This is a genomic window from Hoeflea marina (assembly GCF_003182275.1).
Taxonomy (GTDB): domain Bacteria; phylum Pseudomonadota; class Alphaproteobacteria; order Rhizobiales; family Rhizobiaceae; genus Hoeflea; species Hoeflea marina.
Window position 1 is genome coordinate 1,072,790 of sequence record NZ_QGTR01000001.1, and the last position, 26,146, is coordinate 1,098,935.

Genomic DNA, 26,146 nt, shown 5'->3' on the forward strand with positions numbered 1-26,146 from the left:
CATTGGCCCGCGCGCCCAAAGGGCCGAAGACCCGGATCGAGACAGCTGCTGGCGACAAGCCGGGCTTCCGCCGCGGCGACATGCCTGACCGCGCCGCGATCCTGGTTTTCGTTACAGAAAATCCGGACCGCGCCACCAAGCGCGACATCGCCAAGGCCTTCGGGCTCAAGGGCGACACCCGCATCGAGCTCAAGCAGATCCTGCAGGAGCTCGAGCAGGAGGGCCTGATCGAGCGCCACCGCAAGGTGCTGACCCGCCCCGGCGCCCTCCCCGCGGTCACCGTGCTCGAGATCACCATGCGCGGCGCGGATGGCGACCTGATGGCCCGCCCCGCCGAATGGCTGGAAGAGCACGGGGTGGCTCCGGCTGTGCTCGTGCGCCAGTCCAACGTGTCGCGCGACCGAAAGTCGAAATCCGCCGGCCCCTCCGTTGCCGCAAGCATCGGCGACCGGGTGCTCGCCCGAATCTTCCCCGCGCCGGGCGACAAGGGTCCCGCCTACACTGCCCGCATCATGAAGATCCTCGACCGCCGCGGCGGCGCCATTCTCGGCGTCTTCCGCGACATGCCGGGCAATGCCGGCCGGCTGATGCCGATCGAGAAGCGCGGCGACGAGTATTCCATTGACCCGGAAGCCCGGGGCGAGGCCAAGGATGGCGACCTGGTCGAAGTGGAGGTCAGCCGTTCTGCCCGCATGGGCCTGCCGCGCGCCAGGGTGACCCAGGTCATCGGCAATGTCGCGGGCGAAAAGGCGATCTCGATGATCGCCATCCACGCCCACGGCATCCCGCACATCTTTCCAGCCGAAGTGATGGCTGCAGCGGAGGCCGCCAAGCCCGCGCCGCTTTCCGGCCGTGAGGACTGGCGCAAGATTCCGCTTGTCACCATCGACCCGCATGACGCCAAGGACCACGACGACGCCGTCTATGCCGAGGAAGATCCCTCGCCCGACAATCCAGGCGGCTACATCGTCACCGTCGCAATAGCCGATGTCGCCTGGTACATCAGATCGGGCTCGGCCCTCGACCGCGAGGCGCTCAGGCGCGGCAATTCCTGCTACTTCCCGGACCGGGTCGTGCCGATGCTGCCAGAGCGCATCTCCAACGACTTGTGCTCGCTGCGCGAGGGCGAGGACCGCCCGGCGCTCGCCGTCCGCATGACGTTCACCGCCGACGGCCACAAGCAGGGGCACAAGTTTCATCGCATCATGATGAAGAGCGCGGCCAAGCTCAGCTACCAGCAGGCGCAGGCCGCCATCGACGGCACTCCGGACGACACGACAGGACCTCTGCTCGAGCCTGTGCTCAAGCCGCTTTGGGCGGCCTATGCCGTGCTCAAGCGCGAGCGCTCGCGGCGCCAGCCGCTCGATCTCGACATGCCCGAACGCAAGATCCTGCTCGACAAGGACGGCAAGGTCGACCGCGTTATCGTTCCCGAACGCCTCGACGCCCACAGGTTGATCGAGGAATGCATGATTCAGGCCAATGTGGCCGCCGCCGAGACGCTGGAGAAGCGCAAGCAGCCGCTGATCTACCGCATCCACGACACGCCGTCGCTGGCCAAGCAGGAAGTGCTGCGCGAGTTCCTCGCCACGCTCGGCCTGACGCTGGCGCGTGGCGGCGCCATGCGCGCCAACGCCTTCAACGGCATTCTCGCCCGCGCCGTCGACAAGCCGTTCCAGGCGATGGTCAACCAGATGGTGCTGCGCTCGCAGAGCCAGGCGATCTATTCTCCGGAAAACATCGGCCATTTCGGCCTCAACCTGATGAAATACGCCCATTTCACCTCGCCCATCCGCCGCTACGCCGACCTGATCGTGCACCGCGCGCTGGTTGGTGCGCTGGGGCTCGGCGAAGGCGCCATCACGCCCGCCGACGAGGCCCAGCTCGAGGACATCGCCGCCGAGATCTCCACCTTCGAGCGCCGCGCCATGGCGGCCGAGCGGGAGACCGTCGACCGGCTGATCGCCCATCACCTGGCCGGGCGCGTCGGCGACCATTTCGAGGGCCAGGTCTCCGGCGTGACCAAGTCCGGCCTCTTCATCTCGCTGCCGCAGTTCGGAGCCGACGGTTTCGTGCCGATCTCGACGCTCGGGACCGAGTATTTCCTCTTCGACGAAGCCCACATGGCGCTGGTCGGCGAAAAGAGCGGGCTTGGCTTCCGGCTCGGCGACCAGGTCGATGTAAGGCTGGTGGAAGCCGTGCCGCTTGCCGGCGCGCTGCGCTTCGAGATTCTTGGCGAGGGCTCCAAGATGCCGGCGGGCACGCGCTCGTTTCACAAGGCCGGACGCCGCGGCATGAAGAAGCCGGGAACGAGGCCGCCGCGCGGGCGACGATAGGGCGCATGGCGCCGGACTGCTCCAATCCCTATGTGTCTGCCCAACAGGACGGCGATCATGCCGGTCCGGCGGGATTGACCTGTGGCCCCTCCCTGGTGCACAGCCTTCCCTGAGGAAAAGGAAATGATGATGGAGCATTTTTCACCCAATGCGCCCGCCGGCGAACCGGTCGCCCCGCGAGCCGTCTGGCCGGCGGTCCGCCGCGGCATGTTTTCGCGCTGCCCGAACTGCGGCGAAGGCAAGCTGTTCCGCGCCTACATCAAGCCCGTCGACAATTGCGGCGTCTGCGGCGAGGACATGACCCATCAGCGGGCCGACGATTTTCCGCCCTATCTCGCCATCTTCATCGTCGGCCACATCGTGGTCGCCGGCTACATGGCGACCGACAGCTGGCTGGTGCTTGAGAGCTGGCAGCATCTTGCGATATGGATCCCCATCACCACCCTGCTCTGCCTTGTCCTGCTGCAGCCCATGAAGGGCGGCGTCATCGGCCTGCAATGGGCGCTGAGGATGCACGGTTTCGGCGGCACGCCCGACGAGGCCGCCTTCGAGACGGCACTCGAGCCCAAATCGCCGTGAGCGCAGCGGACTCCATCCGGCTCCTCGAGCAGGCGGCCGCAGAGGCCGACCGTAGCCACCCGCCGCGCAAGCCGCGCGACGCGGCATCGCTGTTGCTCATCGACCGCTCCGGCGCCAAGCCGAAGGTTCTGGTGGGCAAGCGCGGCAAGAAGCATGTCTTCATGCCCGACCTCTACGTCTTCCCGGGCGGTCGCCGTGATGCGGGCGATTCGCGCATTGCCCTGGCGGTGCCGCTCGAACGCAGCGTCGAGGCCCAACTGCTGCGCGCAACGCCGGCACGGTTTTCCACCGCCACGGCTCGCGGCCTGGCCGTCGCCGCCGCCCGCGAGATGCTCGAGGAGGCCTCGGTGTCGCTGACGCCGCCGGATTCCACCTCCACTTTCCGTCCGGATGTCTCGAGCTTCCGCTTCATTGCCCGCGCCATTACGCCGCCGGGGGAGAGTCGCCGTTTCGACACGAGGTTCTTCGCCTGCTTCGTCGACGAGGTCGGCGCCGATCCGGCGACGGTACGCGACAGCGAGGAGCTGCAGGACCTGACCTGGGTGCCCCTTGACGAACCCGAGACGGTGCCGATGCCGCGCATCACCTCGGTCATCCTGTCCGAGCTGGTCAAAGCCCTGGCCGACGACAGCTCCTTGCCTTTCGGACGGCCGGTGCCGTTCTATTCCTTCAGTCGCGGGCGTCGTACCCGCATCTTGATCTAGGACCGGTCCCGCATGCATATCTCGCGCCCAGAGCAACCGGCCGTTCGTGAAACCATTCATTGGCCGGCCCTGTTGGCGGCGATTTCCGCGATCACGGCGGTCGGCATCGCCATCGGGCTGGGATTGCCGCTGCTCAGCGTGATTCTCGAAAAGCGCGGTGTCTCCTCCACCATGATCGGGCTCAACTCGGCGATGGCCGGCATCGCCGCGATGGCAGCAGCGCCCCTGACCACCTGGGTGGCGCAACGGCTTACAGTCGTCAACACCATGATCTACGCCATCCTGGCGGCCGCCATCAGCGCGCTCGGCTTCTACTACGCCGAGGCGCTGTGGATGTGGTTCCCGCTGCGTATCGTCTTCCATGGCGCCATCACGGTCCTCTTCGTGCTGTCGGAGTTCTGGATCAACACCGCTGCCCCGCCCTCGCGACGCGGTCTGGTGCTCGGTATCTACGCCACGGTGCTCTCGCTCGGCTTCGCCGCCGGGCCGCTGATCTTCTCCATCGTCGGCTCCGAGGGCGTGCTGCCGTTCGCCATCGGCTCGGCGGCCATCCTTGCGGCCGCCATCCCGATCCTGATGGCGCGGCACGAAAACCCCCAGATCTCCGCCGCACCCGCGCTGCCCTTCATGCGCTACGTCTTCCTGGTGCCGACTGCGACGGCGGCGGTGTTCATCTTCGGCGCCGTCGAATCGGGCGGGCTGTCGCTGTTTCCGATCTACGCCACCCGCACAGGCTTCACCGAATCGCAGGGCGCCCTGCTGCTGACCATGATCGGGCTCGGCAACGTGCTGTTCCAGATTCCCGTGGGTCTCGTTGCCGACCGCATCCACGACCGCCGCATCCTGCTGTCGCTGTTCGCCCTCATCGGCCTCGTCGGCTCGCTGTCGTTGCCGTTCCTGATCCATGACTGGCTGCTGGCGGCCGTGGTGCTGCTCTTGTGGGGCGGCAGCGTCGCTGGGCTCTACACCGTCGGCCTTGCCCATCTGGGTGATCAATTGCACGGCGCCGACCTGGCCTCGGCCAATGCAGCATTCGTGTTCTGCTACGCGCTCGGCATGCTCGTCGGTCCTCAGACCATCGGCGTGGCGATGGATGTGGCCGGCCACAGCGGCTTTGCGTGGGCGCTGGCGTTCTTTTTCGGGCTTTATGTGGCCCTGACCGTCGGCCGGATGGCCTTCGGGCCAAAACGGGCTTGACTTTCACCGGGCGATTTGTAATTTCCGCTCACGTTTCGCCGTGGAGCCATCAGCGCTGTCCGCGGCAGATTTCTTAAAAAAGGCAAGAAACCATGGCCAAGGCTACCACCATCAAGATCAAGCTCCTGTCGACGGCCGACACTGGCTTCTTTTACGTCACGACGAAGAACAGCCGCACCTTCACCGACAAGATGACCAAGACCAAGTATGATCCGGTTGCCAAGAAGCACGTGGAATTCAAGGAAGCCAAGATCAAGTAATCCGGCTGCTTCCGCCGATCAGTCGGCATCAAAAAACCCGCCTTCGCGCACAGCGAGGCGGGTTTTTTGATTCGAGGGCTGGCCGGCTCGCGGAGGATGGAACGAGGATCCATCGGCCCGGCGGGCCGGCCAGCCACCCCACGACCCAGGAGATGCGGCGGACCTGACATCATGGGGGATCGGAAACGGCTTGTGCTTTACGGTTTGTTAACCGCGCCAATCAATCGCCCGATTTCCCCCAATAATCAACTGTAGGCACAGCCAAGCCGGGCCTATTTTCTCCATTTGGTTAATTTAGATGTTCCACACTCACGCTATCGGTTGTGCGTGCGACCGAGCCGCGGCCGCAGACCGTCCCTGCCCGGTGCGGAAGGATCTGACCAGGTGGCCCGGCACGCCGTTCAGGCGGCGCGTGCAACCACCCGATTGCGTCCGCCATGCTTGGCCTGGTAGAGCGCCTGGTCTGCGCGGCGCAGCATCGCGCCGGCGCTGTCGTCTTCCCCATCGAGGGTGCTGATCCCCACCGACGTCGTCAGCGCCGCCATCACGCCGCTCGACGCTATTCTGAATCCGTCGCCCGCAATCGCCGCCCGCAGCCGCTCGCCCACCTGGGCCGCCACTTCGGCGGTGGTATCGGGCATGACGACAACGAACTCCTCGCCACCGTAGCGGCAGGCGAGATCGGCGCCGCGCACCGCTGTCCGGACTCGGCGGGAGAATTCGCGCAGGACGTCGTCGCCACCCTCGTGGCCATGCAGGTCGTTGATCGCCTTGAAATGATCGATGTCGGCCATCAGCACCGACAGCGCCCGGCCGCGCCGCGCCGAACGCTCGACCAGCGTGGCGAGATGGGTATCGAGATAGCGGCGGTTGTTGAGCCCGGTCAATGCGTCGGTGACCGCCAGTTCGACCGACAGGCTCAGGCTGTCGCGCAGCTTGTCTGTGTAGCGCTTGCGCCGGATCTGCGTCGTGCAGCGCGCCACCAGTTCGTTGGGGTCGAGCGGACGGACCAGATAATCGTTGATGCCGAGATCAAGCGCCCGGATCACCAGGTCGTCCTCGCCCTGCTCGGCCAGCACCAGCATGGGGATGAAGCGGGTGCGCTCGAGCGAGCGCATCTGAGAGCACAGCCGCAACGGATCGTAATCCTGCTGAACAGAAGACACGATGACCAGCTCATAGGGCTTCTCGGCGGCCTCGAACAGGGCTGCCTGCGGATCGCCGATGGCCGTGATGTCCGCAACCCCGCGAAGCGCTCGAATGATGCGGTCCTGGGAGTTTGCGCGGGGTTCCACCAGCAGCACCAGCCCGGGCTCGTCCAGCTGGCCCTGGTGGGGCCCGAGATAGTTTTCGGTGTCGAGCGATTTGGCCGAATCGGCGCGCAGCCGCAGCTCGTCCGTCAGCGCCTTGAGCCGGATCAGGCTCTTGACCCGGGTCATCAGTTGCAGGTCATTGACGGGCTTGGTGAGAAAATCGTCAGCGCCGGCCTTCAGGCCGCGCACGCGGTCGGCAGGCTGGTCGAGCGCGGTGACCATGACGACCGGAATATGCGCGGTGCGCGGATTGGATTTGAGCCGCGTGCAGACCTCAAATCCGTCGATACCCGGCATCATGATGTCGAGCAGGATGAGGTCGACCTGGGTCTGGTTGCAGATCGAGAGTGCGGTCATGCCGTCGCCGGCGGTCAGCACTTCGAAATACTCCGCCAGCAGCCGTGCCTCGAGCAGCTTCACATTGGCGGGAATGTCGTCCACCACCAGGATCCGTGCAGTCATGACGTCGTCCTCTGCTCAGGCATCGCCAAGAAAGACCTTGATGGTCTCGATGAATTTCGGCACCGATATGGGTTTGGAGATGTAGGCCTCGCAGCCGCCCTGGCGGATGCGCTCCTCGTCGCCCTTCATGGCGAATGCGGTCACCGCGATCACCGGGATCATATGCAGGTCGTCGTCCTGCTTGAGCCATTTCGTCACTTCCAGGCCGGAGACTTCCGGCAGCTGGATGTCCATCAGGATCAGGTCGGGGCGATGCTTGCGCGCCAGATCCATCGCTTCCATACCGTTGCGGGTCTGGATGGTCTTGTAGCCGGAGGCCTCTATCAGGTCCCGGAAGAGTTTCATGTTGAGTTCATTGTCCTCAACAATCATCACTTGCTTTGTCATGTCCGTTCCCATTCCCCGGCCTGCGGGCAGAGTTGCCCATTCCGTCTCTCGACCAGTCTGCGACCGCGCGGTCGTATCCGCCACAAGGCGAGCGACCGGTTCCCTGAGACCTTTCGATGCAAGCCGGCCCGGACAAATCCGGTCCACCTGCATGCATCCTAGTTCCATTAGGTTGAAAAAGTGGTAATCCGGCCGTTCGAATATGGCGGATTGCGAAATCAGGAGCTTGCAAAGCAATGGCGGATGCACAGGAGACGGCGATTGCGGTACTTTCCTGGCTGGCGGGTGAACCCGAACTGCTGGGCCGCTTCCTGGCGCTGTCGGGATTGGAGGCGCATGACCTCCGCGCCGCCGCCCAGGATCCCGGCTTCTTCCCAGGCGTGCTGGCGTTCCTGATGAACCACGAACCGACTCTGCTCGCCTTCTGCTCGGCCACCGGCACCCGCCCCGAATCGATCGCCCGCGCCTTCCGCGAACTCGGCGGCGACGGCGAGTATACCTCGTGAGCGTTGCTTCCGCCGATCCCGCCGCCATCGTGCTCGGCGACCGCCCGCTGATCGTCTGCGACGTCGACGAGGTGGTGCTTGAATTCCTGACGCCTTTCTCGGCCTATCTCGGCAGCCGCGACCACGAACTCCTGCCGCGCTCGTTCCGGCTCAACGGCAACATCGTCTCCCGGCCAGACGGCATCGAGGCGAGCAGGCCGCAGGTCGCCGAGTTCCTTGAGGACTTCTATGACGCCCAGCCCGACTGGCAGACGCCGGTAGCCGCCGCCGCCGACACTCTCGCGCGGCTCTCGGCCGCGGCCGACATCGTCTTTCTGACCGCCATGCCGCCGCGCCACCAGCACATCCGCCGGCGCCTCCTCGACGCATCGGGCATGACCTATCCGATGATCGCCACGGAGGACGCCAAGGGCCCCGCCGTCAGCGCCCTGCACGCTGGCCGGCCGCTGCCACTGGCCTTTATCGACGACATCTCCGCCAACCTGCACTCGGTGCGCGCGCATGCGCCCGCGGCTCTGCTCGTCAACCTGATGGCCAACGTCACGTTCCGCGCGCTCGCTCCCCATCCCGGCGACGGCGTGGCCATCGCCCGCGACTGGGCGCATGCCGAAACCCTGATCGGCGACCACTTCCGCAAGCCGGCCCGGGGCTGACGGCTCCATCAGCCGATCACCTTTCGCATCAGTGGCCTGCCATCCTTGCGTTCGGCGACGATCTCGAAACCTGCCTTGACGAAAACCGACACGGATCCGACGAACAGGCCGATCGATTTTGACTGTTTGGCCTTCCGCATCGGGCAGGCCTCGACGACGCGGGCGCCATGTCGCGCGGCATGAACGGTGGCGGCCTCGACCAGGGCGTGGCTGAGCCCCTGCCCGCGCCGTTTCGACTGGATGAAGAAGCAGGACATCGCCCACAGCGCGGGATCGGCGGGATCGTCGCCGTCAAGCGGGCGCGAAGCGGTGCGTTCGGTGTTCCAGCGCGGCACGGCGGCGCGCGGCGTTATCTGCACCCAGCCAACCGGCGTCTCGCCGTCCAGCGCGATCAAGCCGGGCGCGAGCGGCGCGCGGGTGGCTGCATGCAGCACCTCGCGCTTCTCTGCCCCGTCCATGGCCGCGCGCTCCTTCGGGGCCAGCCGGAAATAGCTGCACCAGCAGCAGTAGCAGGCTCCTTGCGGCCCGAACAATGCCACGAGCTGCGGCCACAGGGCCTCCGTCAGGGGATGGATCGCAATTGTTGTCAAAGGACCTCCTGGCATGGCGCGATGGCCGCGCGAGTCGTAGACTATTGCGTAACTCCTCGATGTTCAATATTTGTTCTCATCATGTCCGCAGCTGCTCCCGCCCCCGGCTTTTGCCGCGATTGCCTGGTCCCCGCGCGCGCGGAGGGGCGGCGCTGCCATGCCTGCGGCAGCCCGAGGCTGGTGCGCCATGCGGAGATCGACACGCTGACACTTGCCCATGTCGACTGCGACGCATTCTATGCCACTGTCGAGAAGCGGGACAATCCGGCATTGATCGACAAGCCGGTGATCATCGGCGGCGGCAAGCGCGGCGTCGTCTCCACCTGTTGCTACATCGCCCGCATCCATGGCGTGCGCTCGGCGATGCCGATGTTCAAGGCGCTGGAGGCCTGTCCCGAGGCGGTGGTGATCCGCCCGGACATGGAAAAATACGTCCGTGTCGGCCGCCAGGTGCGCCAGATGATGGGTGACCTGACGCCGTTGGTGCAGCCGATCTCCATCGACGAGGCCTTCCTCGACCTCACCGGCACGGCGCTCTTGCACAAGGAGACGGCAGCCCGAACGCTGGCACGCTTCGCGGCCCGGGTGGAAAGCGAGATCGGCATCACGCTTTCGGTCGGGCTCTCCTACTGCAAGTTTCTCGCCAAGGTGGCATCCGATCTCGACAAGCCGCGCGGCTATTCGGTCATCGGCAGGGCCGAGGCGCTGGCCTTTCTGGCTCCGAAACCTGTCTCGTTGATCTGGGGCGTCGGCAAGGCCTTCACTGCGACCCTCGAGCGCGACGGCATCCGCACCATCGGCCAGTTGCAGCACATGGAGCTGACAGCGCTGATGCGCTCCTACGGGGTCATGGGCAAACGGCTCTATCATCTCGCCCGGGGCGAGGACGACCGCACGGTGCATGCCAACGATCCCGCCAAGAGCGTGTCGGCTGAAACCACCTTCAACACCGATCTCTCCCGCGCGGAAGATCTGGTGCCGATCCTCAGGCAATTGTCGGAGAAGGTCTCGGCGCGGCTCAAGTCAGGCGGCCACGCCGGCCAGACCGTGGTGCTCAAGCTCAAGACCGCCGACTTCAAGAGCCGCACCCGCAACCACAAGCTCGACGATCCGACGATGCTCGCCGACCGGATCTTCCGCACCGGCCATCATCTGCTGCTGCGCGAGCTCGACGGCGCGCGCTTTCGCCTCATCGGCATCGGCGTCACCGATCTCGCCGATCCGGCTCAGGCCGACCCGCCCGATCTGGTCGATCCCGCGGCCGCCCGCCGCGCCAGCGTCGAGACGGCGATGGACAAGGTGCGGGCCAGGTTCGGCCGCGACATCGTCGAGACAGGCTACACCTTCGGCAAGGGTCTGCGCCGCCGACCGGATGTGGAGGAGTGACCGGCGCGCTGCGGCAGCAACCAGCGGCAGGCCTGCCTGGCGCGCGAAAGCGGATCCCTGGCCACGACGGCAGGCTCGGCCTCCCGATGCGGTGGCGCATCACCCCAATTCACTTCAGCCTTTCCTCATAAGATTCCAGGATCAGGCACTTCCGTGAAATGCCTGACTCACTGCCGGAGCATCCAGGCAATCTGCGTCCCGATCAGGTCGGGCCTGCGAGCATATGGCGCCAAGCCGCTGGTGTGACCGGGAAAATTCAAGACCGGTCCGCGGCGGCAGCGATCGCTGCCGCTACACCAGTTCGACGTCGAGCACGCCAGGCGCGGCCTTGAGCGCCGAGGCGATCTGCGGCGAGATCCGGTAGCGGTCCGGCAGTTCCACCTCGATCTCGCGCTTGCCGCCGTCCTTGATCATGATGAAGGACACCTGCCCCTCGCCGCGGCCCTTGAGCTGGCTCGTGACCAGCTTCAGCGGCGTGGAATCGCGCATGTAGATCCGCAACGCCGTCTGGTCGCGCACCGCCCGATCCTCGAGCGATTCCGCCGTCTGGATCCTCAGCCCGATTCCCTCGGGCCGCTCGTCGGCGTGCACGGTGATGACCAGCGACTGACCCGGCTCTAGAATGTCCCGGTACAGCGCCAGCGCCTCGGAAAACAGCACCGCCTCGAACTGGCCGGTGCCGTCCGAGAAGGTGACGATGCCCATCTTGTTGCCGGTCTTGGTCTTTCGCTCCTGCTTGCCGGTCACTGTTCCCGCAAGCCGGCCGGCGGTGGCGCCCGCCTTCACGGCCAGCGAGAAATCGGCCCAGTTCTGCACCCGCATCTTGCGCAACAGATCGGCATAGGCATCGAGCGGATGGGCCGAGAGATAGAAGCCCAGCGCCTGGTACTCGCGCTGCAGCTTCTCCGAGGCGACCCAGATTTCGGTCACCGGCAGCTGGATCGTCTCGGCCACCGCGGCGCTGCCGCCGCCCGAGCCGAACATGTCGCTCTGACCGCTGGCGCGGTTTTCCGCCGCGCGGTTGGCAAAGCCCATCATCCTGTCGATGCCCGCCACCAGGCTGGCACGGTCATGGCCGAAGCAGTCGAACGCGCCGGCGGCGATCAGGCTCTCGAGCATGCGTCGGTTGACCTGGCGCGGATCGACCCGCAGGCAAAAATCCTCGAGCGATGCAAACGGCGTGTCTCCCCGCGCCTCGACCAGATGGTCGACGGCCCCCTCGCCCACGCCCTTGATGGCGGCAAGCGCATAGAAGATCTTGTTGTCGCCGGTCTCGAAATGGCGGAACGAGGTCTGCACCGACGGCGGCACCACCTCGATGCCCAGCCGGCGCGCATCCTGCCGGAAATCGTTGAGCTTGTCGGTGTTGGACATGTCGAGCGTCATCGACGCGGCGAGGAACTCGACGGGGTAATGCGCCTTCAGATAGGCGGTCTGGTAGGAGACGATGCCGTAGGCGGCCGCATGCGACTTGTTGAAGCCGTAATTGGCGAACTTGGCAAGCAGGTCGAAGATCAGGTTGGCCTGCGGCTTGGAGACGCCGCGTTCAACGGCGCCATCGACGAAGCGGGCCCGCTGCTGGTCCATCTCCGCCTGGATCTTCTTGCCCATGGCGCGTCGCAGCATGTCGGCTTCGCCGAGCGAATAGCCCGAGAGCACCTGGGCGATTTCCATCACCTGTTCCTGGTAGACGATCACGCCCTGGGTTTCGGCGATCAGCCGGTCGATCTTCGGATGAATCGATGCGAGTTCCTCCTCGCCGTGCTTGCGCGCGTTGTAGACGGGGATGTTCTCCATCGGCCCCGGGCGGTAGAGCGCCACCAGGGCAATGATGTCCTCGATGCGGTCGGGCCGCATGCCGATGAGCGCCTTGCGCATGCCGGCGGATTCCACCTGGAACACGCCCACCGTCTCGCCGCGCGACAGCATCTCGTAGGTGGGCTTGTCGTCGAGCGGCAGCGCCGGCAGGTCGACGGTGATGCCCCGCTTGGCGATGAAGCCGACGGCCATCTTCAGCACGGTGAGCGTCTTGAGGCCAAGGAAGTCGAACTTGACCAGTCCCGCCTGCTCGACCCATTTCATGTTGAACTGGGTGACCGGCATATCGGAGCGCGGGTCGCGATACATCGGCACGAGGTTCCACAGCGGCCGGTCGCCGATGACGATGCCGGCGGCATGGGTCGAGGCGTGACGGTAGAGGCCCTCGAGTTTCTGGGCGATGTCGAGCAGCTTGCCGACCGCGGGCTCCTTTTCCACTTCCTCGGCGAATTTCGGCTCCTCCTCGATCGCCTTGCCGAGCGGAGTGGGATTGGCCGGATTGTTGGGAACCAGCTTGCAGATGCGGTCGACCAGCCCGTAGGGCATTTCCAGCACCCGGCCGACGTCGCGCAGCGCGGCGCGCGCCTGCAGGCTTCCGAAGGTGATGATCTGCCCCACCTGTTCGCGGCCGTACTTCTTCTGCACGTAGCGGATCACCTCCTCTCGGCGGTCCTGGCAGAAATCGATGTCGAAGTCGGGCATCGACACGCGCTCGGGGTTGAGGAAGCGCTCGAACAGCAGCGAAAAACGCAGCGGATCGACGTCGGTAATGGTCAGTGCATAGGCGACCAGCGAGCCCGCGCCCGAACCGCGCCCGGGTCCCACGGGAATGTCGTTGTCCTTGGCCCATTTGATGAAGTCGGCCACGATGAGAAAGTAGCCCGGAAAACCCATCCGCTCGATGATGCCGAGTTCGGTCTCGAGCCGCGCCCGGTAAGTTGCCTCGTCGAAGCCGGCCGCCATGCCGATGCGGGAGAGGCGCTCGTCAAGTCCCTCGATCGATTGCCGCCTGAGTTCGGCCGCCTCCGCCGCCAGCGCAGCCTGCTCGTCGCCATCCTCACCCGCGCTGGTGAACCGCGGCAGGATCGGCGCCCGCCGCTCCACCACCGCCGAACAGCGCCGTGCGATCTCCACCGTATTGGAGAGGGCCTCGGGAATGTCGGCGAAGAGAGCCATCACCTCGGCGCGGTTCTTCAGGCAGTGATCCGGAGTGAGTCGGGGCCGGCGGTCGTCCGACATCACCGCGTTGTGCGCCACAGCCATCAGGGCGTCATGTGCCTCGTAGTCGGCCGGGGTCGGGAAAAAGGCCTCGCTGGTGGCCACCAGCGGCACTGACTCATCGTAGGCCAGCGCGATCATCCGGCCCTCGTGGACACGGTCATAGGCGCCCTGGCGTTGCAGCTCGAGATAGAACCGGTCGCCGAAGATGGACTTGAACCGCCTGAGCCGCGCCACGGCGCGCTCGCCATGCCCCTCGCGCAGGCTCTGGTCGATCGGTCCCCCGGACGCGCCCGAGAGCGCAATCAGGCCGCCGGCACCCTCAGCCAGCCAGGACAGCTTGATATGCGGCCGCTCCGCGCCGTCGCCGAGCAGATAGGTGCGGCTGACGAGATCGACGAGCCGGGCATAACCGTCAGGCGTCGCGGCCAGAAGCACCACGGCGGGACGCCGTTGCAGCGCGTCGCGATGCGAGCGGCGATCACCCTCCTCGCCGTCTTCCATGTCGATGTCGAGTTGGCAGCCGATGATTGGCTGTACGCCATCCTCCATCGCCTTGACCGAAAATTCCAGCGCGCCGAAGAGATTGTTGGTGTCGGCGATCGCCATGGCGGGCTGCCGGTCGGCGACCGCGCGCTTGAGCAGCTTCTTGATCGGCAGCGCGCCTTCGAGCAGCGAGTAGGCGGAATGCACCCGAAGATGAACAAAGCCGGGCCAGTCGGCGCCCTCGCCCAGTTCGGCTCCGCCGGCACCCTGCCTTGAGGAGGCGCCCCGCGCCGGTCCGGCGGCCAGATTTGCCAGCAGTTCCGCCCTCTTGTCCCGTGCCATGCCTGCCCGATATCCCGTTTGAGTCCCAAGCAGCGATTGTCGGGAGCGGGGAAGGCAAAGTCCATAGCAAATCCGCCCCGCGCCGAACTGTGCAGGGGTTTCCGGAACCTGGCGTCCATCGGCCCCGATCACACGCCCGGGCGCGGCCGAAAATGCGCAATCGCTTCAGCCCGTTTTGGGAGCGCACGCACATTACCGCCGGCGGCAGGCAGCGGCGTCATAGCGAGGCGAACAACGCCCCCACCAAGGCAACGCCATCGAAGAAGGGCACCAGACGCAGACGATGTCGCGCCGGTCGGGCCGCGCCCGGGCGGGCCGAAGCCTTGCCCAAGCCGGGGAGATCAGGCAAGGCGCCGCCCCGGCACACCGACCGTCCGGGGGACGGCGGAGCGCAGGAGGGCTTCGAGCAGCAAATCGGAATGCCCGCATCCGGGCGGGACGAATTCCGCCTGGGTTCCTCACGCCGACGCGCTCCGGGCATATGCCACACATCCGGCCCGGGCCGGCGCAAGACGGTTCGCATTCCGTCAGCAAGCCGGCGCCGCCTCGGCGGCGCCCGGCAAAAATGCTGGCTCTGGCATTGGCGGCGCCAGAGCCGCCCTGCACCACAGCTTTGGCCGCGGCCGGGCATCCGCCGGCGCTTCCGGGGCGGGAACCTGCCGGAGCGCCGTACGAACTCAGATGGCCATGACGACCACGGCGAAGCTGGCTACGAACAAGGACATGGAAACAAAAGCGGCGAGGTCGCGGGCGAATGCAGGCATGGGTATCTCCTGTTTTTCCGTTATGTATCTTCTATGTTCCTTTTTTGTTCTGTTGTCAACTCGTGTATTGGGGCATTCCGGCAGTTCCGGTACTCCTCTCCGGCTCCTGCACTCTGGTCCCGATCGATCAGGCATCGGCCTCGCCGCAGCCCGATCGAAGCGTGCCGGCCCGACGGCCCGATGGACCGGCGATGACAGTGCGGATCAAGAGGGCCTTCCCGACGACGGCGACATCTCGCATCAAGTCCTGCATGGCGGGATGCAGCCGGCCGATCCGGCTTCGCGGTCAGGTGCATGCCCGGCGCGGCATCCCCCCAGCGCTGTGATCGGACGGCGGAGTTCGCCCGCCAGGCAGGCGCTTTTGCGATTCGGCCACTGTTTGAAGCCGGATCAGCGGCGCTTCCTCTGCTTTCTGGTTATGGAGAATCTGTGCGGCATTCGATATCCTCGGGGGATCGCCTGACTTTGCGAAGCCATGACGGAACAGGGTTGCGAACGGCGCCTCGCCTGGTTTCGTCACCGAGACCGCTTACGCATTCGATCCGACGGGGAGATCCGACATGCCGTCATATAACGACTTGAATGGACTGATGAAATTCCTCACCCGCCCGGAATGGAGCGCGTGTTTCCAGTCGGTGTTCGATGCGCATTTTGGCCCTGCCCTCGATGCGGAAGACATGGTCTTCGACGACATTGTCGATATCCTCGGCGAGCACTGGGCCTTGACGCTGTGGGGCTGCGCTTTCGAGGATTTCCTGACACAGAACTTCGCGGTCGAAGGCGGCAACTTCGTCGATGAGTATCTCAAGCGGCGCGGCTGGAAGGAAAGTGCCCAGACGAAAGCCTACATGCGGGCATTGCGGATCTCAGTGATGAGCCTCTACGAGGTCAGTGACATCTTGCCTGGCGAATCGTTCATGGCCCGCGACCTCCTTCGCGGCGGCGAGCCGATCACCGTCACGGAGGGAACGGCCACCAAGACCCTGAAGCAATGGGATCGGATCGCCGGCCGGATCGTGCCGATGATGGGCAGGAACGTGCTGTCCGGCAGTGTTCTGCCGTTCACCCAGCCGGCCGCCGACGAACTGATCGAGGACCTGCGTTTTGTGCTCAAGAAAAGGCAGGCAGACAGGAAGCGGTTTGTCAGGAGCGAGGATCTGAAAGCGGAAGCGTCCATGTTCACCGTTGCCTGGCTGTTCGACACGCTTACGCGGTCGGTCGCGGCGGCGGCTCCGGAAATGCGGAACTCTGACGGCGACGATCTGCTCTTCCACGATGTGAGGTTTCCAGTCGCTTCCGGTGCGACCGACAAACGCATTGCGGCCCGTCTCAACACCATTACCACCCTGGAGCAGGCAAGCCCCACCTTCTGGAACTGGCTGCGGGAGGAGCAAGCCGAAGACAATCAAGCGCCCGGCACCGGCAGCAGTATCGACAGCATCCTGGAGAGTGGACTGCGCGTGCTTGGAAATGTCGAGATCAAGGGACGCTTCGTGAAGTTGTCGGCCAATTCGGCACGACGTGCAAGCAGTGGGGCGGACCTGATCCGACACGCGCTCGGCGATCTCGTCGGTCCTCCGCTCACGGAGATCCGCACCGTAGAGCAGTTGATGGCGGATGCTCCCGCCCAGGATCAGGTCGAGACCGGATCAGATATCCCGCCCGAGATCTACGAGCAGGTTGTCCACCGCCACATGGACCGGCAATATCGCGACACCCTCGACCAACCCGTCGGCATGCTCGACAACAAGACGCCGCGGCAGATGGCAAAGACCGCAAAGGGCCGCGAGAAAGTCGCCAACTGGATCAAGTATCTTGAGAACCAGACCGCGAAGCGGCCCAATTCCGCCGACACGGTGGCCACCTACAGCTTCGACTGGATGTGGCATGAACTGGGTGTCGCGGATCTGCGCCGGTGACCGCCAGCTCTTGATGAAGCCGCGGCGCAGCATCGAGCATCTGCCGCGGTCCGTTCTTGGCAGCGCCGGCAATCGGGCTGTGCCCGCTTAGCGGCAGGTCGCGGGCCAAACGGGCGCGGACGTGCCGTATCGACCAGCGGCGCGCGCGCAAAAGCCCGGGCTCGCACCCGGGCTTTCATGCTTGCTGAACCGAACTGGTTTAGGAGTTGACGGCGTCCTTCAGGCCCTTGCCGGCCGAGAACTTCGGCACGTTGCGGGCAGGAATGTCAACTTCGGCGCCGGTCGACGGATTGCGGCCCTTGGAGGCTTCGCGATGCGAGACAGTGAAATTGCCAAAGCCGATGAGACGGACGTCGCCGCCGCTCTTCAGTTCCGCGCTGATCGTGTCGAAAACCGACTCGACTGCAACCGTGGCGTCACCCTTGCTGATTCCGGCCTTCTCTGCCACAGCGGACACGAGCTCATTCTTGTTCATGGTATTTCCCTTTCATAGCTTTTGACGACTCAATTCGGGCATCGCGGCGATCCTACGCATCTACGCGGACCAAGCAAGAAATCTTGAGCGATTCCCGGGGTTTTGCCCTGATTTCCTTGCTAAAATAGAAAACGGGCGGGGATAACCCGCCCGCTTTGCTCTTAGGCATTTCCGTCCGCCGCCGTCAATGGGCGATGGCCGCTCCGGTATCGTCCGAGGCATCCGCAGCAATGGGCGCATCCGGCTTCTTCGCATCAGGATCCCAGACGATCGGCACCGGGGCCCGGACCAGCGCATGCTTGAGCACTTCACTCAGATGCGAGACCGGAATGATCTCCAGGCCGTTCTTCACATTGTCCGGGATCTCCGGAAGGTCCTTGGCGTTCTCGGCCGGGATCATCACCGTCTTGATGCCGCCGCGCAACGCCGCCAGCAGCTTCTCCTTGAGACCGCCGATGGGCAGCACCCGGCCGCGAAGCGTGATCTCGCCGGTCATGGCGACATCCTTGCGCACCGGAATGCCGGTCATAGTCGAAACGATCGACGTGACCATCGCCACACCTGCCGAAGGTCCGTCCTTGGGCGTGGCGCCTTCCGGCACATGCACGTGGATGTCGCGCTTGTCGAACTGCGGCGGCTCGATGCCGAAATCCACCGCGCGCGAGCGGACATAGGAGGCCGCCGCGGAGATCGATTCCTTCATCACGTCGCGCAGATTGCCGGTCACGGTCATCTTGCCCTTGCCGGGCATCATGACGGCCTCGATGGTCAGCAACTCGCCGCCCACTTCGGTCCAGGCAAGCCCGGTGACGACACCGACCATGTCCTCGCCCTCGGTTTCACCATGGCGGAACCGCGGAACGCCAAGATAATCGGCGACATTGGCGTCCGTCACCTCGACCGACTTGATGCCGGTCTTGAGGATCTCGGTCACCACCTTGCGGGCCAGCTTCATCAACTCGCGCTCGAGGTTGCGGACGCCGGCTTCCCGCGTATAGGTGCGGATGAGCGTGTAGATGGCCTCGTCGGTGATCGAGAACTCCTTGGCCTGCAAGGCATGATCACGCAACGCCTTGGGCAAGAGGTGCCTGCGGGCGATCTGCAGCTTCTCGTCTTCCGTGTAGCCGGCGATGCGGATGATCTCCATCCGGTCCATCAGCGGCGCCGGAATGTTGAGCGTGTTGGCAGTGGTGATGAACATCACGTTCGACAGATCATATTCCACCTCGAGATAGTGGTCCATGAACGTCGAGTTCTGTTCCGGATCAAGCACCTCCAGCAGCGCCGAAGACGGATCGCCGCGGAAGTCCTGGCCCATCTTGTCGATCTCGTCGAGCAGGAACAGCGGATTGACCTTCTTGGCCTTCTTCATCGACTGGATCACCTTGCCGGGCATCGAGCCGATATAGGTGCGCCGGTGGCCGCGGATCTCGGCCTCGTCGCGAACGCCGCCAAGCGCCATGCGCACATATTCGCGCCCGGTTGCCTTGGCGATCGACTTGGCAAGCGAGGTCTTGCCCACGCCGGGAGGTCCGACGAGGCAGAGAATCGGGCCTTTGATCTTTGTGGACCGCGCCTGCACCGCCAGATACTCGACGATACGCTCCTTGACCTTCTCGAGGCCGAAATGGTCGATCTCCAGCACCTTCTCGGCGGCATTGAGATCGATCTTGATGCGGGACTTCTTGCCCCACGGCAGACCGAGCAGCCAGTCGAGATAGTTGCGCACGACGGTTGCTTCCGCCGACATCGGGCTCATCTGCTTGAGCTTCTTGACCTCGGCATCGGCCTTTTCACGGCCTTCCTTGGACAGTTTTGTCTTGGAGATGCGCAGTTCCAGTTCGGCCATCTCGTCGCGGCCGTCCTCCCCTTCGCCAAGCTCCTTCTGGATCGCCTTCATCTGTTCGTTGAGATAGTACTCGCGCTGGGTCTTCTCCATCTGCCGCTTGACGCGGCTGCGGATGCGCTTTTCCACCTGCAGAACCGAAATCTCGCCTTCCATGAAGCCGAGCGCCTTCTCCAGCCGCGCCTTGACGCTGATGGTGGCAAGCATGTCCTGCTTTTCCGGAATCTTGATCGAAAGGTGCGAGGCCACCGTGTCGGCGAGCTTGGAGTGATCGTCGATCTGGCTGGCGGCACCCACCACTTCGGGCGAGATCTTCTTGTTCAGTTTGACGTAGTTCTCGAACTCGCTGACCACCGAGCGGGACAGCGCTTCGACCTCGACCGGATCCTCGTCGGGCTCGTCGAGTTCGACGGCGCGCGCCTCGTAATATTCGGAGCGATCGAGATAGCTGGTGATCTCGGCGCGCGAACGACCTTCCACCAGCACCTTGACGGTGCCATCGGGCAGCTTGAGCAGTTGCAGCACATTGGCGATGGTGCCGATGTCGTAGATTTCCTGCGGATCCGGATCGTCATCGGAAGCGTTGATCTGGGTGGCAAGCAGGATCTGCTTGTCCGAACCCATCACCTCTTCCAGCGCCCGGATGGATTTTTCACGGCCGACAAAGAGCGGCACGATCATGTGGGGGAAGACAACGATGTCGCGCAGCGGCAGGACAGGATAGCTGCCTGCCTCATCATGCGACTTCGAAACGCCCACTGTATTGTCCGGCATGTCATTTCCTTTTCTGGCCTCTGCGGCCGTTCAGCAACGCACCGGCGACCCCGGCATTCCAGCAGTCGCTCCAGCGTCCATCGGGGCGAGCCCCTTTGCATGATTAATTGGAGACATGTCACTCCAGTTTCAAGCCGGCAGGGTTGCGAATGTAACCGCGTCATCGAATCGTCACAGCATAAAAGACCTCGGGCGCCGCAAACGCAACAGCCGCCGTGGACCAGTCCGATGTCCGACCCTGGCATCGTGACATCGCTGCCTTGCGCGATGCATGCGTCCGATTGCGGAGGCGATCTGCTTCCTGGCAACCGCCTGCTCCGCTGCAGCGGCCATTGCTTCAGACTCAAAAGGCGGGGTTTCCACCCCGCCTCTTGCAACCGTCAGTCCACCGGGCCGCCCCGCGCCGCGTTAGGCGGTGGCGTTGCCCTTTTCCTTGTCGCGTTCCGAATAGATGTAGAGCGGACGCGCATTGCCGTTGACCACCTCGTCGGAGATGACGACTTCACGCACGCCCTCCAGCTCCGGCAGTTCGAACATGGTGTCGAGCAGGATCTTCTCCATGATCGACCTCAGGCCGCGGGCACCGGTCTTGCGGATGATGCCGCGCTTGGCGATTTCCTTGAGGGCATCCTCATGGAAGGTCAGTTCGACATCTTCCATCTCGAACAACCGCTGGTACTGCTTGACCAGGGCGTTCTTGGGCTCTGTCAGAATCTGGATCAGCGCGGATTCATCGAGATCCTCGAGCGTCGCCAGCACAGGCAGACGGCCGATGAACTCCGGGATCAGGCCGAATTTCACCAGATCCTCGGGCTCGAGTTCCATCAGAACGTCGCCGATGCGACGCTCGTCCTGATGCCGGACCGTCGCCCCGAAGCCGATCGATGTCTTCTCGCCGCGAGCGGAGATGATCTTGTCGAGGCCGGAGAACGCGCCGCCGCAGATGAACAGGATGTTGGTGGTGTCGACCTGCAGGAACTCCTGCTGCGGATGCTTGCGGCCGCCCTGAGGCGGGACCGAGGCAACCGTGCCCTCCATGATCTTGAGCAGCGCCTGCTGCACTCCCTCGCCCGACACGTCGCGGGTGATCGAAGGATTGTCCGACTTGCGCGAGATCTTGTCGACTTCGTCGATGTAGACGATGCCGCGCTGGGCGCGCTCGACATTGTAGTCGGCCGACTGCAGCAGCTTGAGGATGATGTTCTCGACATCCTCGCCGACATAACCTGCTTCGGTCAGCGTCGTGGCGTCAGCCATGGTGAAGGGCACATCGATGATGCGGGCCAGCGTCTGCGCAAGATAGGTCTTGCCGCAGCCGGTCGGGCCGACCAGGAGGATGTTGGACTTCGCCAGTTCGACTTCACCGCTCTTGGACGAGTGGTTGAGGCGCTTGTAGTGATTGTGCACGGCCACAGAGAGGATCTTCTTGGCGTGGAACTGACCGATCACATACTCGTCGAGCGTCTTGATGATGTCCTGCGGGGTGGGCACCCCGTCGCGGGACTTGACCATCGACGACTTGTTTTCCTCGCGAATGATGTCCATGCACAACTCAACGCATTCATCGCAGATGAACACGGTCGGGCCGGCGATCAGCTTGCGCACTTCATGCTGGCTCTTGCCGCAGAAGGAACAATAAAGGGTATTCTTCGAGTCACCGCCGTTGCTACCGCTGACTTTGCTCATTTCAATTTCCTTCCAGCTATCCTGACCTTCTAAGGGTCGGGACACGAAGCACCGGTTGACGAATCCGCCCCGAGACGAACCACGCTTGTCCGGCAAGTACGGGGTACAAACACGACCATCAGGTAGACCTGAATGATGACCGTTGGCAACGAATCCCCGGCATTCGAATGATGCTACGCTCTAGAACTTCAACATAGGCTTAACGCACAATATGGATGCCGCCAACGCCCAGAACCAGCCCCACAATGCGAATTGATGGCGCGGGCCGGACGCAGGCGGCTATTTTGTGACACTTTTGCCTCAGGCAGGACTGGATCCGGCTTCCATGTTGATGCGCTTGTCGATCACCTTGTCCACCAGGCCGAAGCTCAGCGCCTCTTCGGCGGTCATGAAATGATCGCGATCGAGCGTTTTCTCGACTGTCTCTAGGTCCTGCCCCGTATGGGTGACGTAAATCTCGTTGAGGCGGCGCTTCATCTTGATGATGTCCTGGGCGTGGCGCTCGATATCGGATGCCTGCCCCTGGAAGCCGCCCGATGGCTGATGCACCATGATGCGGGCATTCGGGGTGGCGAACCGCATGTCCTTGTGACCGGCGCACAGCAGCAGCGATCCCATCGATGCCGCCTGGCCCACGCACAGTGTAGAGACTGCCGGCTTGATGAACTGCATCGTGTCGTAGATTGCCATGCCGGCGGTCACGACGCCGCCGGGTGAATTGATGTAGAGCGCGATCTCCTTCTTCGGATTCTCGGCTTCCAGGAACAGAAGCTGCGCGCACACCAGGGTCGCCATGTGGTCCTCGATCGGACCGGTGATGAAAATGATGCGTTCCTTGAGAAGCCGCGAAAAGATGTCGTAGGAGCGCTCGCCGCGATTTGTCTGCTCGACGACCATCGGCACGAGCATCATCGCGTTGTCCATAAGTTTTGTCATCTGCTACCCTTGTCAAACAGCCCGACTGCGGCATACCCGCCGGGGAATCAATTGAAGAATGCTCTACATAGAGGTTGACCACCCCGCGCTTCAAGACGCAAGGCCCCGGCCCTTTGACCTGCCCTTGTTGGCCAGAGCCGTTAAGGGCGGGTTAAGACTTGCGATTTCACCGATTTCAGCGGGCCGTTTTCCACGATAATAAAGTGATCCTGCCGCTGCACGGGCCTCCGGTCGCAGTCGGCCGCCTCGGGGCGGACGATGACCGACGGGAAAGTCTCCACATGAAGACCGGGGGCCATCGAGGCGCACCCCAGGCACGCAGCCCTGCGGACGGCCCCCATCCGTTCCGCGACCGTCACCCGAAAACAGCAAGGGATAATCCGGCCGGCCGCAAGGGCACGGATTTCACCGTCCGCGATTCTGCGTTAGATCTCGCCCATGGCAACCGCATCATCCGCCGCCCCGGCACCCACCCTGCCCGTCTTCGACGGTACAAGCATGCGCCTTTCTCCCAAGGATCCGGGTTTCTATACCGATCCGTATCCGGCCTATGCCGCCATCCATGCCCGCGGCCCAGCGATCTTCTGGGAAGAGTACGGCCACTGGTGCTTCGCCGGCCATGATCTGGTCAACAGGTCGCTGCGAGAGCGCCGGTTCGGCCGCCAGATCCTGCACGTGGCCAGCCGACAGGAGCTGGGCTGGCCCCTACCGAAGCCGCATCTGGCGGATTTCGACCGCCTCGAGGATGTCTCGTTGCTGGAGCTCGAACCGCCGGCGCATACGCGACTGCGCACGCTGGTGAACCGCGCGTTCGTCTCGCGCCAGGTCGAGCGGCTCAAGCCCGACATCGAGGCGCTGGCGCACAGCCTCATCGACGGGTTCGAGCGCGACCGGCATGCCGAACTGCTCGCCAGCTACGGCGAGATCATTCCGGTGACGATCATCGCCCGCATGCTCGGCGTGCCGATGGAGATGACGCCGCAACTGCTCGACTGGTCGCACCGCATGGTGCGGATGTACATGTTCCTGCGCGACGAGGACATCGAGCGCGACGCCAACGCGGCGGCGCGCCAGTTCACGCTCTACCTCGAGGATCTGATTGCCGGCCGCCGCAGGGCGCTCGGTGACGATCTCATAAGCCATATGCTGACGGCGCGCTCCGGCGACGACGGGCTCACGGCGACCGAACTGGTCTCGACCACGATCCTGCTGCTCAATGCTGGCCACGAGGCGACCGTGCACCAGATCGGCAATGCGGTGGCCACGATCCTGTCGACCGGCGCCGATCCGAAGACGATGTTTGCCGACGACCGCTCGACCGCGCTGGCGGTGGAGGAATGCATGCGCTTCGACCCGCCGCTACACATGTTCACCCGTTGGGTGCTGGAGGATTGCGAGCCCTCGCCGGGCGTGACGCTGAGAAAGGGTGACCGCATCGGCCTGATGCTGGGTGCGGCCAACCACGATCCGGCGCGGTTTCCCGACCCCGGGAGTTTTCGCCCCGACCGTGACGATGGCATGCAACTGGCCTTTGGCGGCGGGCTGCATTTCTGCATCGGCGCGCCACTGGCGCGGCTGGAACTGCAAGTCGCGCTGCCGATCCTGTTCGAACGCTTGCCCGCCCTGGCGCTGGCCGAACCGCCGCGGTGGCGCGACGCCTATCACTTCCGCGGGCTTGAGCGGCTCAACGCAAGCTGGTGACTATCGACCTGAGGCAGCCTGCCTGACTCGATACATGAAGCGCTTGATTCAAACCTTGATGACGTAATCTTTGCGCGTGGTTTCAAGCACTTCCCAGGTCCCCTTGAATCCCGGACGCAGGATGAAGCTGTCGCCCGCCCTCACCGTCACTGGCTCGCCGCCGTCCTCGGTCAGCACCGAGATCCCGGTCAGAATGCGGCAATATTCCCATTCGTCATAGCTGATCCGCCACTTGCCTTGCGTCGCCTCCCAGATGCCGCACCAAAGCCCGTCCCGCTCCTCGACATTCCAGGTGCGGAATTCCGGTGTGCCGGAAATCAGCCGGTCGGAAGCCGGAGCCCCTGTTTCCACGTCAACACTTTCGGGATCGAGCCGGATGAGATGGATGGACATTCTTGGTCTCCCGTTGTGGACGGGTCGAATGGACAAGGCCGGGGATCGGAAGTCAAGTTGGGCGGAAACGGTCCGACGGGGATCATGCGACGGACATCCCTGCCCACCGCATGATCGTTTCGCACTCAGGCGATATCGTCTTCCGCAGGTGCACGCTTGCGGCCTGTGATCATCGCCGCAACGAGGTTTTCACTGTGTTCGATAGAGGCCAGCAGCACGCCGCCCACATGCAGCGCGATCAGCCCGAGTGTGCCATAGACTGCTGCCTCGTGCAGGCTCTGCACCCAGTCGACACCCCAGAACCGGTCGGTCGTCATCATGTAGCCGCTGGCGGCAATTACGGAAATCGCGATTAGCAGCGCAACCACCATTGCGCCGCCGGCGGGATTGTGACCCAGATGACGCTGTGCGCGCAGCCGGGCGGTATCGGAAAGAAACCCCGCCACTTTCGACGGACGCGCCACGAAGGACGAAAACCGCGCGTGCCGTGATCCCAGCAGCCCCCAGATTACCCGCACCGCCACCAGCGCGGCGATGGCATAGCCCGCCAGCTCATGCGGCCCGCTCCACTCGTCGCCGGTGGCGAAGGCAAAGCCGAAGAGGCCGACCAGCGACCAGTGGAAAATCCTCACCAGCGGGTCCCACACCCGGACGGTCGCCGACGGCATCGCGCCATCGGCTTCCATCATGGTCGAGGTCGCGCGCATCAGCCGGCCGATTTGACGCTGACAACTTCGGCGCTGACCGGGTTGAGCAGCACTTCAACCTTGGCGCCATCCTTGGCAATCCCGTAGATTTCGTAGCAGCCGTCCTCGATCTTGACCGAACGGACGTCATAACCGAGCTCGACGCCCTTGGCGGAGATATCGGCTTCCGACATCCATTCACTCTGGGGAGCGGTACCGCAATCGGCGGCCATTGCTGCGGCCGGCAGGACGATGGAGGCAAGCAGGATGGACGAAGTGAAAAGTTTGCGCATGAGTCAGTCTCCGGTAGATGTTGACGGGCGGTTGCCCTGTTGACGGGACCGGTTATGGCGGACTGTGCATGACAGTTGGGTGAGTACGATTGTCAGCGTTTTGTCATTTCTTTCACGCTAGGGTTGGCGCATGCGACAGATCGTTCTATGCATTCTTGCCTTCCTCGTTGTCGCGACAACTGCCGTTCGCGCTGACGATGACGACCGCAATGCGCTCGAGCGGGCGCAAAAAAGTGGCAAGGTGATGCCGCTCGCCGACATTCTCGAAAAGCTAAAGCCGTCGATCGACCGCCCCATTGCCGGTATCGAATTCGGCATGGAACACGGCGCGGCCATCTACGAGATCTACTGGATCGACAAGGATGGTCGGCGGCGCGAAATGCATGTCGATGCACGCACGGCCAAAATCCTCGGCAACGAGAAGGAGGATTGAGCC

Annotated in this window: 23 protein-coding genes; 12 read left to right on the forward strand and 11 right to left on the reverse strand. The window is 64.1% G+C overall.

Annotation, left to right across the window (positions count from 1 at the left end):
- Positions 1-2 precede the first annotated feature (2 nt).
- From rnr to rpmG, 5 genes are all read left to right on the forward strand, one after another.
- Positions 3-2,336: a ribonuclease R gene (gene rnr / locus DFR52_RS04815; protein WP_425351133.1), complete on the forward strand. Its 2,334-nt coding sequence runs from the start codon at positions 3-5 to the stop codon at positions 2,334-2,336.
- Between the two features lie 126 nt (positions 2,337-2,462).
- Entirely contained in the window at positions 2,463-2,915 is a 453-nt protein-coding gene (locus DFR52_RS04820; RefSeq protein ID WP_425351148.1) for a DUF983 domain-containing protein, read from the forward strand.
- Positions 2,912-3,619, forward strand: a complete 708-nt coding sequence (locus tag DFR52_RS04825) for an NUDIX hydrolase (RefSeq protein WP_245415189.1) — start codon at positions 2,912-2,914, stop codon at positions 3,617-3,619. Before DFR52_RS04820 ends, DFR52_RS04825 begins: the two co-directional genes overlap by 4 nt.
- Before the next feature lie 12 nt (positions 3,620-3,631).
- On the forward strand, positions 3,632-4,816 hold the full coding sequence (locus tag DFR52_RS04830; RefSeq protein ID WP_110030728.1) for an MFS transporter: 1,185 nt from the start codon (positions 3,632-3,634) through the stop codon (positions 4,814-4,816).
- Positions 4,817-4,908: 92 nt separating this feature from the next.
- Positions 4,909-5,076 carry a 50S ribosomal protein L33 gene (rpmG, locus tag DFR52_RS04835; protein WP_110030729.1) on the forward strand — a complete coding sequence of 56 codons (168 nt, stop codon included), beginning with the start codon at positions 4,909-4,911 and terminating at the stop codon, positions 5,074-5,076.
- Positions 5,077-5,477: 401 nt separating this feature from the next.
- Here the strand turns inward: rpmG and DFR52_RS04840 are convergent, their stop codons facing one another.
- Positions 5,478-6,851: a PleD family two-component system response regulator gene (locus DFR52_RS04840; protein WP_110030730.1), complete on the reverse strand. Its 1,374-nt coding sequence runs from the start codon at positions 6,849-6,851 to the stop codon at positions 5,478-5,480.
- Positions 6,852-6,866: 15 nt separating this feature from the next.
- Positions 6,867-7,238 carry a response regulator gene (locus DFR52_RS04845; RefSeq protein WP_110031138.1) on the reverse strand — a complete coding sequence of 124 codons (372 nt, stop codon included), beginning with the start codon at positions 7,236-7,238 and terminating at the stop codon, positions 6,867-6,869.
- Between the two features lie 236 nt (positions 7,239-7,474).
- Here DFR52_RS04845 and DFR52_RS04850 point away from each other — a divergent pair, with 236 nt between their 5' ends.
- Both DFR52_RS04850 and DFR52_RS04855 read left to right on the forward strand, forming a co-directional pair.
- Positions 7,475-7,744 (forward strand): DUF3572 domain-containing protein, encoded by a 270-nt coding sequence (locus DFR52_RS04850; RefSeq protein ID WP_110030731.1) that lies wholly within the window; start codon positions 7,475-7,477, stop codon positions 7,742-7,744.
- Complete coding sequence (locus DFR52_RS04855; RefSeq protein WP_110030732.1) at positions 7,741-8,397, forward strand: hypothetical protein; 657 nt, start codon at positions 7,741-7,743, stop codon at positions 8,395-8,397. Before DFR52_RS04850 ends, DFR52_RS04855 begins: the two co-directional genes overlap by 4 nt.
- Positions 8,398-8,405: 8 nt before the next feature.
- Here the strand turns inward: DFR52_RS04855 and DFR52_RS04860 are convergent, their stop codons facing one another.
- The gene (locus DFR52_RS04860; RefSeq protein WP_245415190.1) at positions 8,406-8,987 is read right to left on the reverse strand and encodes a GNAT family N-acetyltransferase; all 582 of its coding nucleotides are present in this window, start codon (positions 8,985-8,987) and stop codon (positions 8,406-8,408) included.
- A gap of 81 nt (positions 8,988-9,068) precedes the next feature.
- Between DFR52_RS04860 and DFR52_RS04865 the strand changes: the two genes are divergently transcribed.
- Positions 9,069-10,373 carry a DNA polymerase IV gene (locus DFR52_RS04865; RefSeq protein ID WP_110030734.1) on the forward strand — a complete coding sequence of 435 codons (1,305 nt, stop codon included), beginning with the start codon at positions 9,069-9,071 and terminating at the stop codon, positions 10,371-10,373.
- Positions 10,374-10,664: 291 nt separating this feature from the next.
- Here the strand turns inward: DFR52_RS04865 and dnaE are convergent, their stop codons facing one another.
- Positions 10,665-14,237: a DNA polymerase III subunit alpha gene (gene dnaE, locus DFR52_RS04870; RefSeq protein WP_110030735.1), complete on the reverse strand. Its 3,573-nt coding sequence runs from the start codon at positions 14,235-14,237 to the stop codon at positions 10,665-10,667.
- A gap of 681 nt (positions 14,238-14,918) precedes the next feature.
- Here dnaE and DFR52_RS24160 point away from each other — a divergent pair.
- Positions 14,919-15,464: a hypothetical protein gene (locus DFR52_RS24160; protein ID WP_146215538.1), complete on the forward strand. Its 546-nt coding sequence runs from the start codon at positions 14,919-14,921 to the stop codon at positions 15,462-15,464.
- Positions 15,465-15,591: 127 nt separating this feature from the next.
- Positions 15,592-16,920, forward strand: coding sequence for a DUF7986 domain-containing protein (locus DFR52_RS04875; RefSeq protein WP_245415191.1), 1,329 nt, complete (start codon positions 15,592-15,594; stop codon positions 16,918-16,920).
- A 199-nt stretch (positions 16,921-17,119) separates the two neighbouring features.
- Here the strand turns inward: DFR52_RS04875 and hupB are convergent, their stop codons facing one another.
- The 4 genes from hupB to clpP form a co-directional block, all read right to left on the reverse strand.
- Positions 17,120-17,395 (reverse strand): DNA-binding protein HupB, encoded by a 276-nt coding sequence (hupB, locus tag DFR52_RS04880; RefSeq protein ID WP_110030737.1) that lies wholly within the window; start codon positions 17,393-17,395, stop codon positions 17,120-17,122.
- A gap of 184 nt (positions 17,396-17,579) precedes the next feature.
- A complete protein-coding gene (lon, locus tag DFR52_RS04885) occupies positions 17,580-20,015 on the reverse strand; it encodes an endopeptidase La (protein ID WP_110030738.1) in 2,436 nt (811 codons plus the stop codon).
- A gap of 408 nt (positions 20,016-20,423) precedes the next feature.
- On the reverse strand, positions 20,424-21,701 hold the full coding sequence (gene clpX / locus DFR52_RS04890) for an ATP-dependent Clp protease ATP-binding subunit ClpX (RefSeq protein ID WP_110030739.1): 1,278 nt from the start codon (positions 21,699-21,701) through the stop codon (positions 20,424-20,426).
- Between the two features lie 300 nt (positions 21,702-22,001).
- Positions 22,002-22,637: an ATP-dependent Clp endopeptidase proteolytic subunit ClpP gene (gene clpP / locus DFR52_RS04895; protein WP_110030740.1), complete on the reverse strand. Its 636-nt coding sequence runs from the start codon at positions 22,635-22,637 to the stop codon at positions 22,002-22,004.
- Positions 22,638-23,075: 438 nt separating this feature from the next.
- On the opposite strand from clpP, the gene DFR52_RS04905 reads away from it, so the two are divergent.
- Positions 23,076-24,338, forward strand: a complete 1,263-nt coding sequence (locus DFR52_RS04905) for a cytochrome P450 (protein ID WP_110030742.1) — start codon at positions 23,076-23,078, stop codon at positions 24,336-24,338.
- 48 nt (positions 24,339-24,386) lie between these two features.
- Here the strand turns inward: DFR52_RS04905 and DFR52_RS04910 are convergent, their stop codons facing one another.
- The 3 genes from DFR52_RS04910 to DFR52_RS04920 all read right to left on the reverse strand — a co-directional run bounded on the left by DFR52_RS04910 (position 24,387) and on the right by DFR52_RS04920 (position 25,710).
- Entirely contained in the window at positions 24,387-24,731 is a 345-nt protein-coding gene (locus DFR52_RS04910) for a cupin domain-containing protein (protein ID WP_110030743.1), read from the reverse strand.
- Between the two features lie 125 nt (positions 24,732-24,856).
- The gene (locus tag DFR52_RS04915; RefSeq protein ID WP_110030744.1) at positions 24,857-25,438 is read right to left on the reverse strand and encodes a cytochrome b/b6 domain-containing protein; all 582 of its coding nucleotides are present in this window, start codon (positions 25,436-25,438) and stop codon (positions 24,857-24,859) included.
- A complete protein-coding gene (locus tag DFR52_RS04920; RefSeq protein ID WP_110030745.1) occupies positions 25,438-25,710 on the reverse strand; it encodes a PepSY domain-containing protein in 273 nt (90 codons plus the stop codon). Before DFR52_RS04920 ends, DFR52_RS04915 begins: the two co-directional genes overlap by 1 nt.
- Before the next feature lie 130 nt (positions 25,711-25,840).
- Here DFR52_RS04920 and DFR52_RS04925 point away from each other — a divergent pair, with 130 nt between their 5' ends.
- On the forward strand, positions 25,841-26,143 hold the full coding sequence (locus DFR52_RS04925) for a PepSY domain-containing protein (protein ID WP_110030746.1): 303 nt from the start codon (positions 25,841-25,843) through the stop codon (positions 26,141-26,143).
- Positions 26,144-26,146 lie beyond the last annotated feature (3 nt).

Excerpts from the sequence above, each read along its gene's own strand:
- DFR52_RS04925 (WP_110030746.1), top strand. The coding sequence starts at position 25,841 with ATGCGACAGATCGTTCTATGCATTCTTGCCTTCCTCGTTGTCGCGACA.
- DFR52_RS04920 (WP_110030745.1), bottom strand. The coding sequence starts at position 25,710 with ATGCGCAAACTTTTCACTTCGTCCATCCTGCTTGCCTCCATCGTCCTG.
- DFR52_RS04875 (WP_245415191.1), top strand. The coding sequence starts at position 15,592 with ATGAAATTCCTCACCCGCCCGGAATGGAGCGCGTGTTTCCAGTCGGTG.
- dnaE (WP_110030735.1), bottom strand. The coding sequence starts at position 14,237 with ATGGCACGGGACAAGAGGGCGGAACTGCTGGCAAATCTGGCCGCCGGA.
- rpmG (WP_110030729.1), top strand. The coding sequence starts at position 4,909 with ATGGCCAAGGCTACCACCATCAAGATCAAGCTCCTGTCGACGGCCGAC.
- DFR52_RS24160 (WP_146215538.1), top strand. The coding sequence starts at position 14,919 with ATGGCCATGACGACCACGGCGAAGCTGGCTACGAACAAGGACATGGAA.
- hupB (WP_110030737.1), bottom strand. The coding sequence starts at position 17,395 with ATGAACAAGAATGAGCTCGTGTCCGCTGTGGCAGAGAAGGCCGGAATC.
- DFR52_RS04845 (WP_110031138.1), bottom strand. The coding sequence starts at position 7,238 with ATGACAAAGCAAGTGATGATTGTTGAGGACAATGAACTCAACATGAAA.
- DFR52_RS04905 (WP_110030742.1), top strand. The coding sequence starts at position 23,076 with ATGGCAACCGCATCATCCGCCGCCCCGGCACCCACCCTGCCCGTCTTC.
- lon (WP_110030738.1), bottom strand. The coding sequence starts at position 20,015 with ATGCCGGACAATACAGTGGGCGTTTCGAAGTCGCATGATGAGGCAGGC.
- DFR52_RS04820 (WP_425351148.1), top strand. The coding sequence starts at position 2,463 with ATGATGGAGCATTTTTCACCCAATGCGCCCGCCGGCGAACCGGTCGCC.
- DFR52_RS04865 (WP_110030734.1), top strand. The coding sequence starts at position 9,069 with ATGTCCGCAGCTGCTCCCGCCCCCGGCTTTTGCCGCGATTGCCTGGTC.
- DFR52_RS04910 (WP_110030743.1), bottom strand. The coding sequence starts at position 24,731 with ATGTCCATCCATCTCATCCGGCTCGATCCCGAAAGTGTTGACGTGGAA.
- DFR52_RS04840 (WP_110030730.1), bottom strand. The coding sequence starts at position 6,851 with ATGACTGCACGGATCCTGGTGGTGGACGACATTCCCGCCAATGTGAAG.
- DFR52_RS04915 (WP_110030744.1), bottom strand. The coding sequence starts at position 25,438 with ATGCGCGCGACCTCGACCATGATGGAAGCCGATGGCGCGATGCCGTCG.
- DFR52_RS04830 (WP_110030728.1), top strand. The coding sequence starts at position 3,632 with ATGCATATCTCGCGCCCAGAGCAACCGGCCGTTCGTGAAACCATTCAT.
- clpP (WP_110030740.1), bottom strand. The coding sequence starts at position 22,637 with ATGACAAAACTTATGGACAACGCGATGATGCTCGTGCCGATGGTCGTC.
- DFR52_RS04850 (WP_110030731.1), top strand. The coding sequence starts at position 7,475 with ATGGCGGATGCACAGGAGACGGCGATTGCGGTACTTTCCTGGCTGGCG.
- clpX (WP_110030739.1), bottom strand. The coding sequence starts at position 21,701 with ATGAGCAAAGTCAGCGGTAGCAACGGCGGTGACTCGAAGAATACCCTT.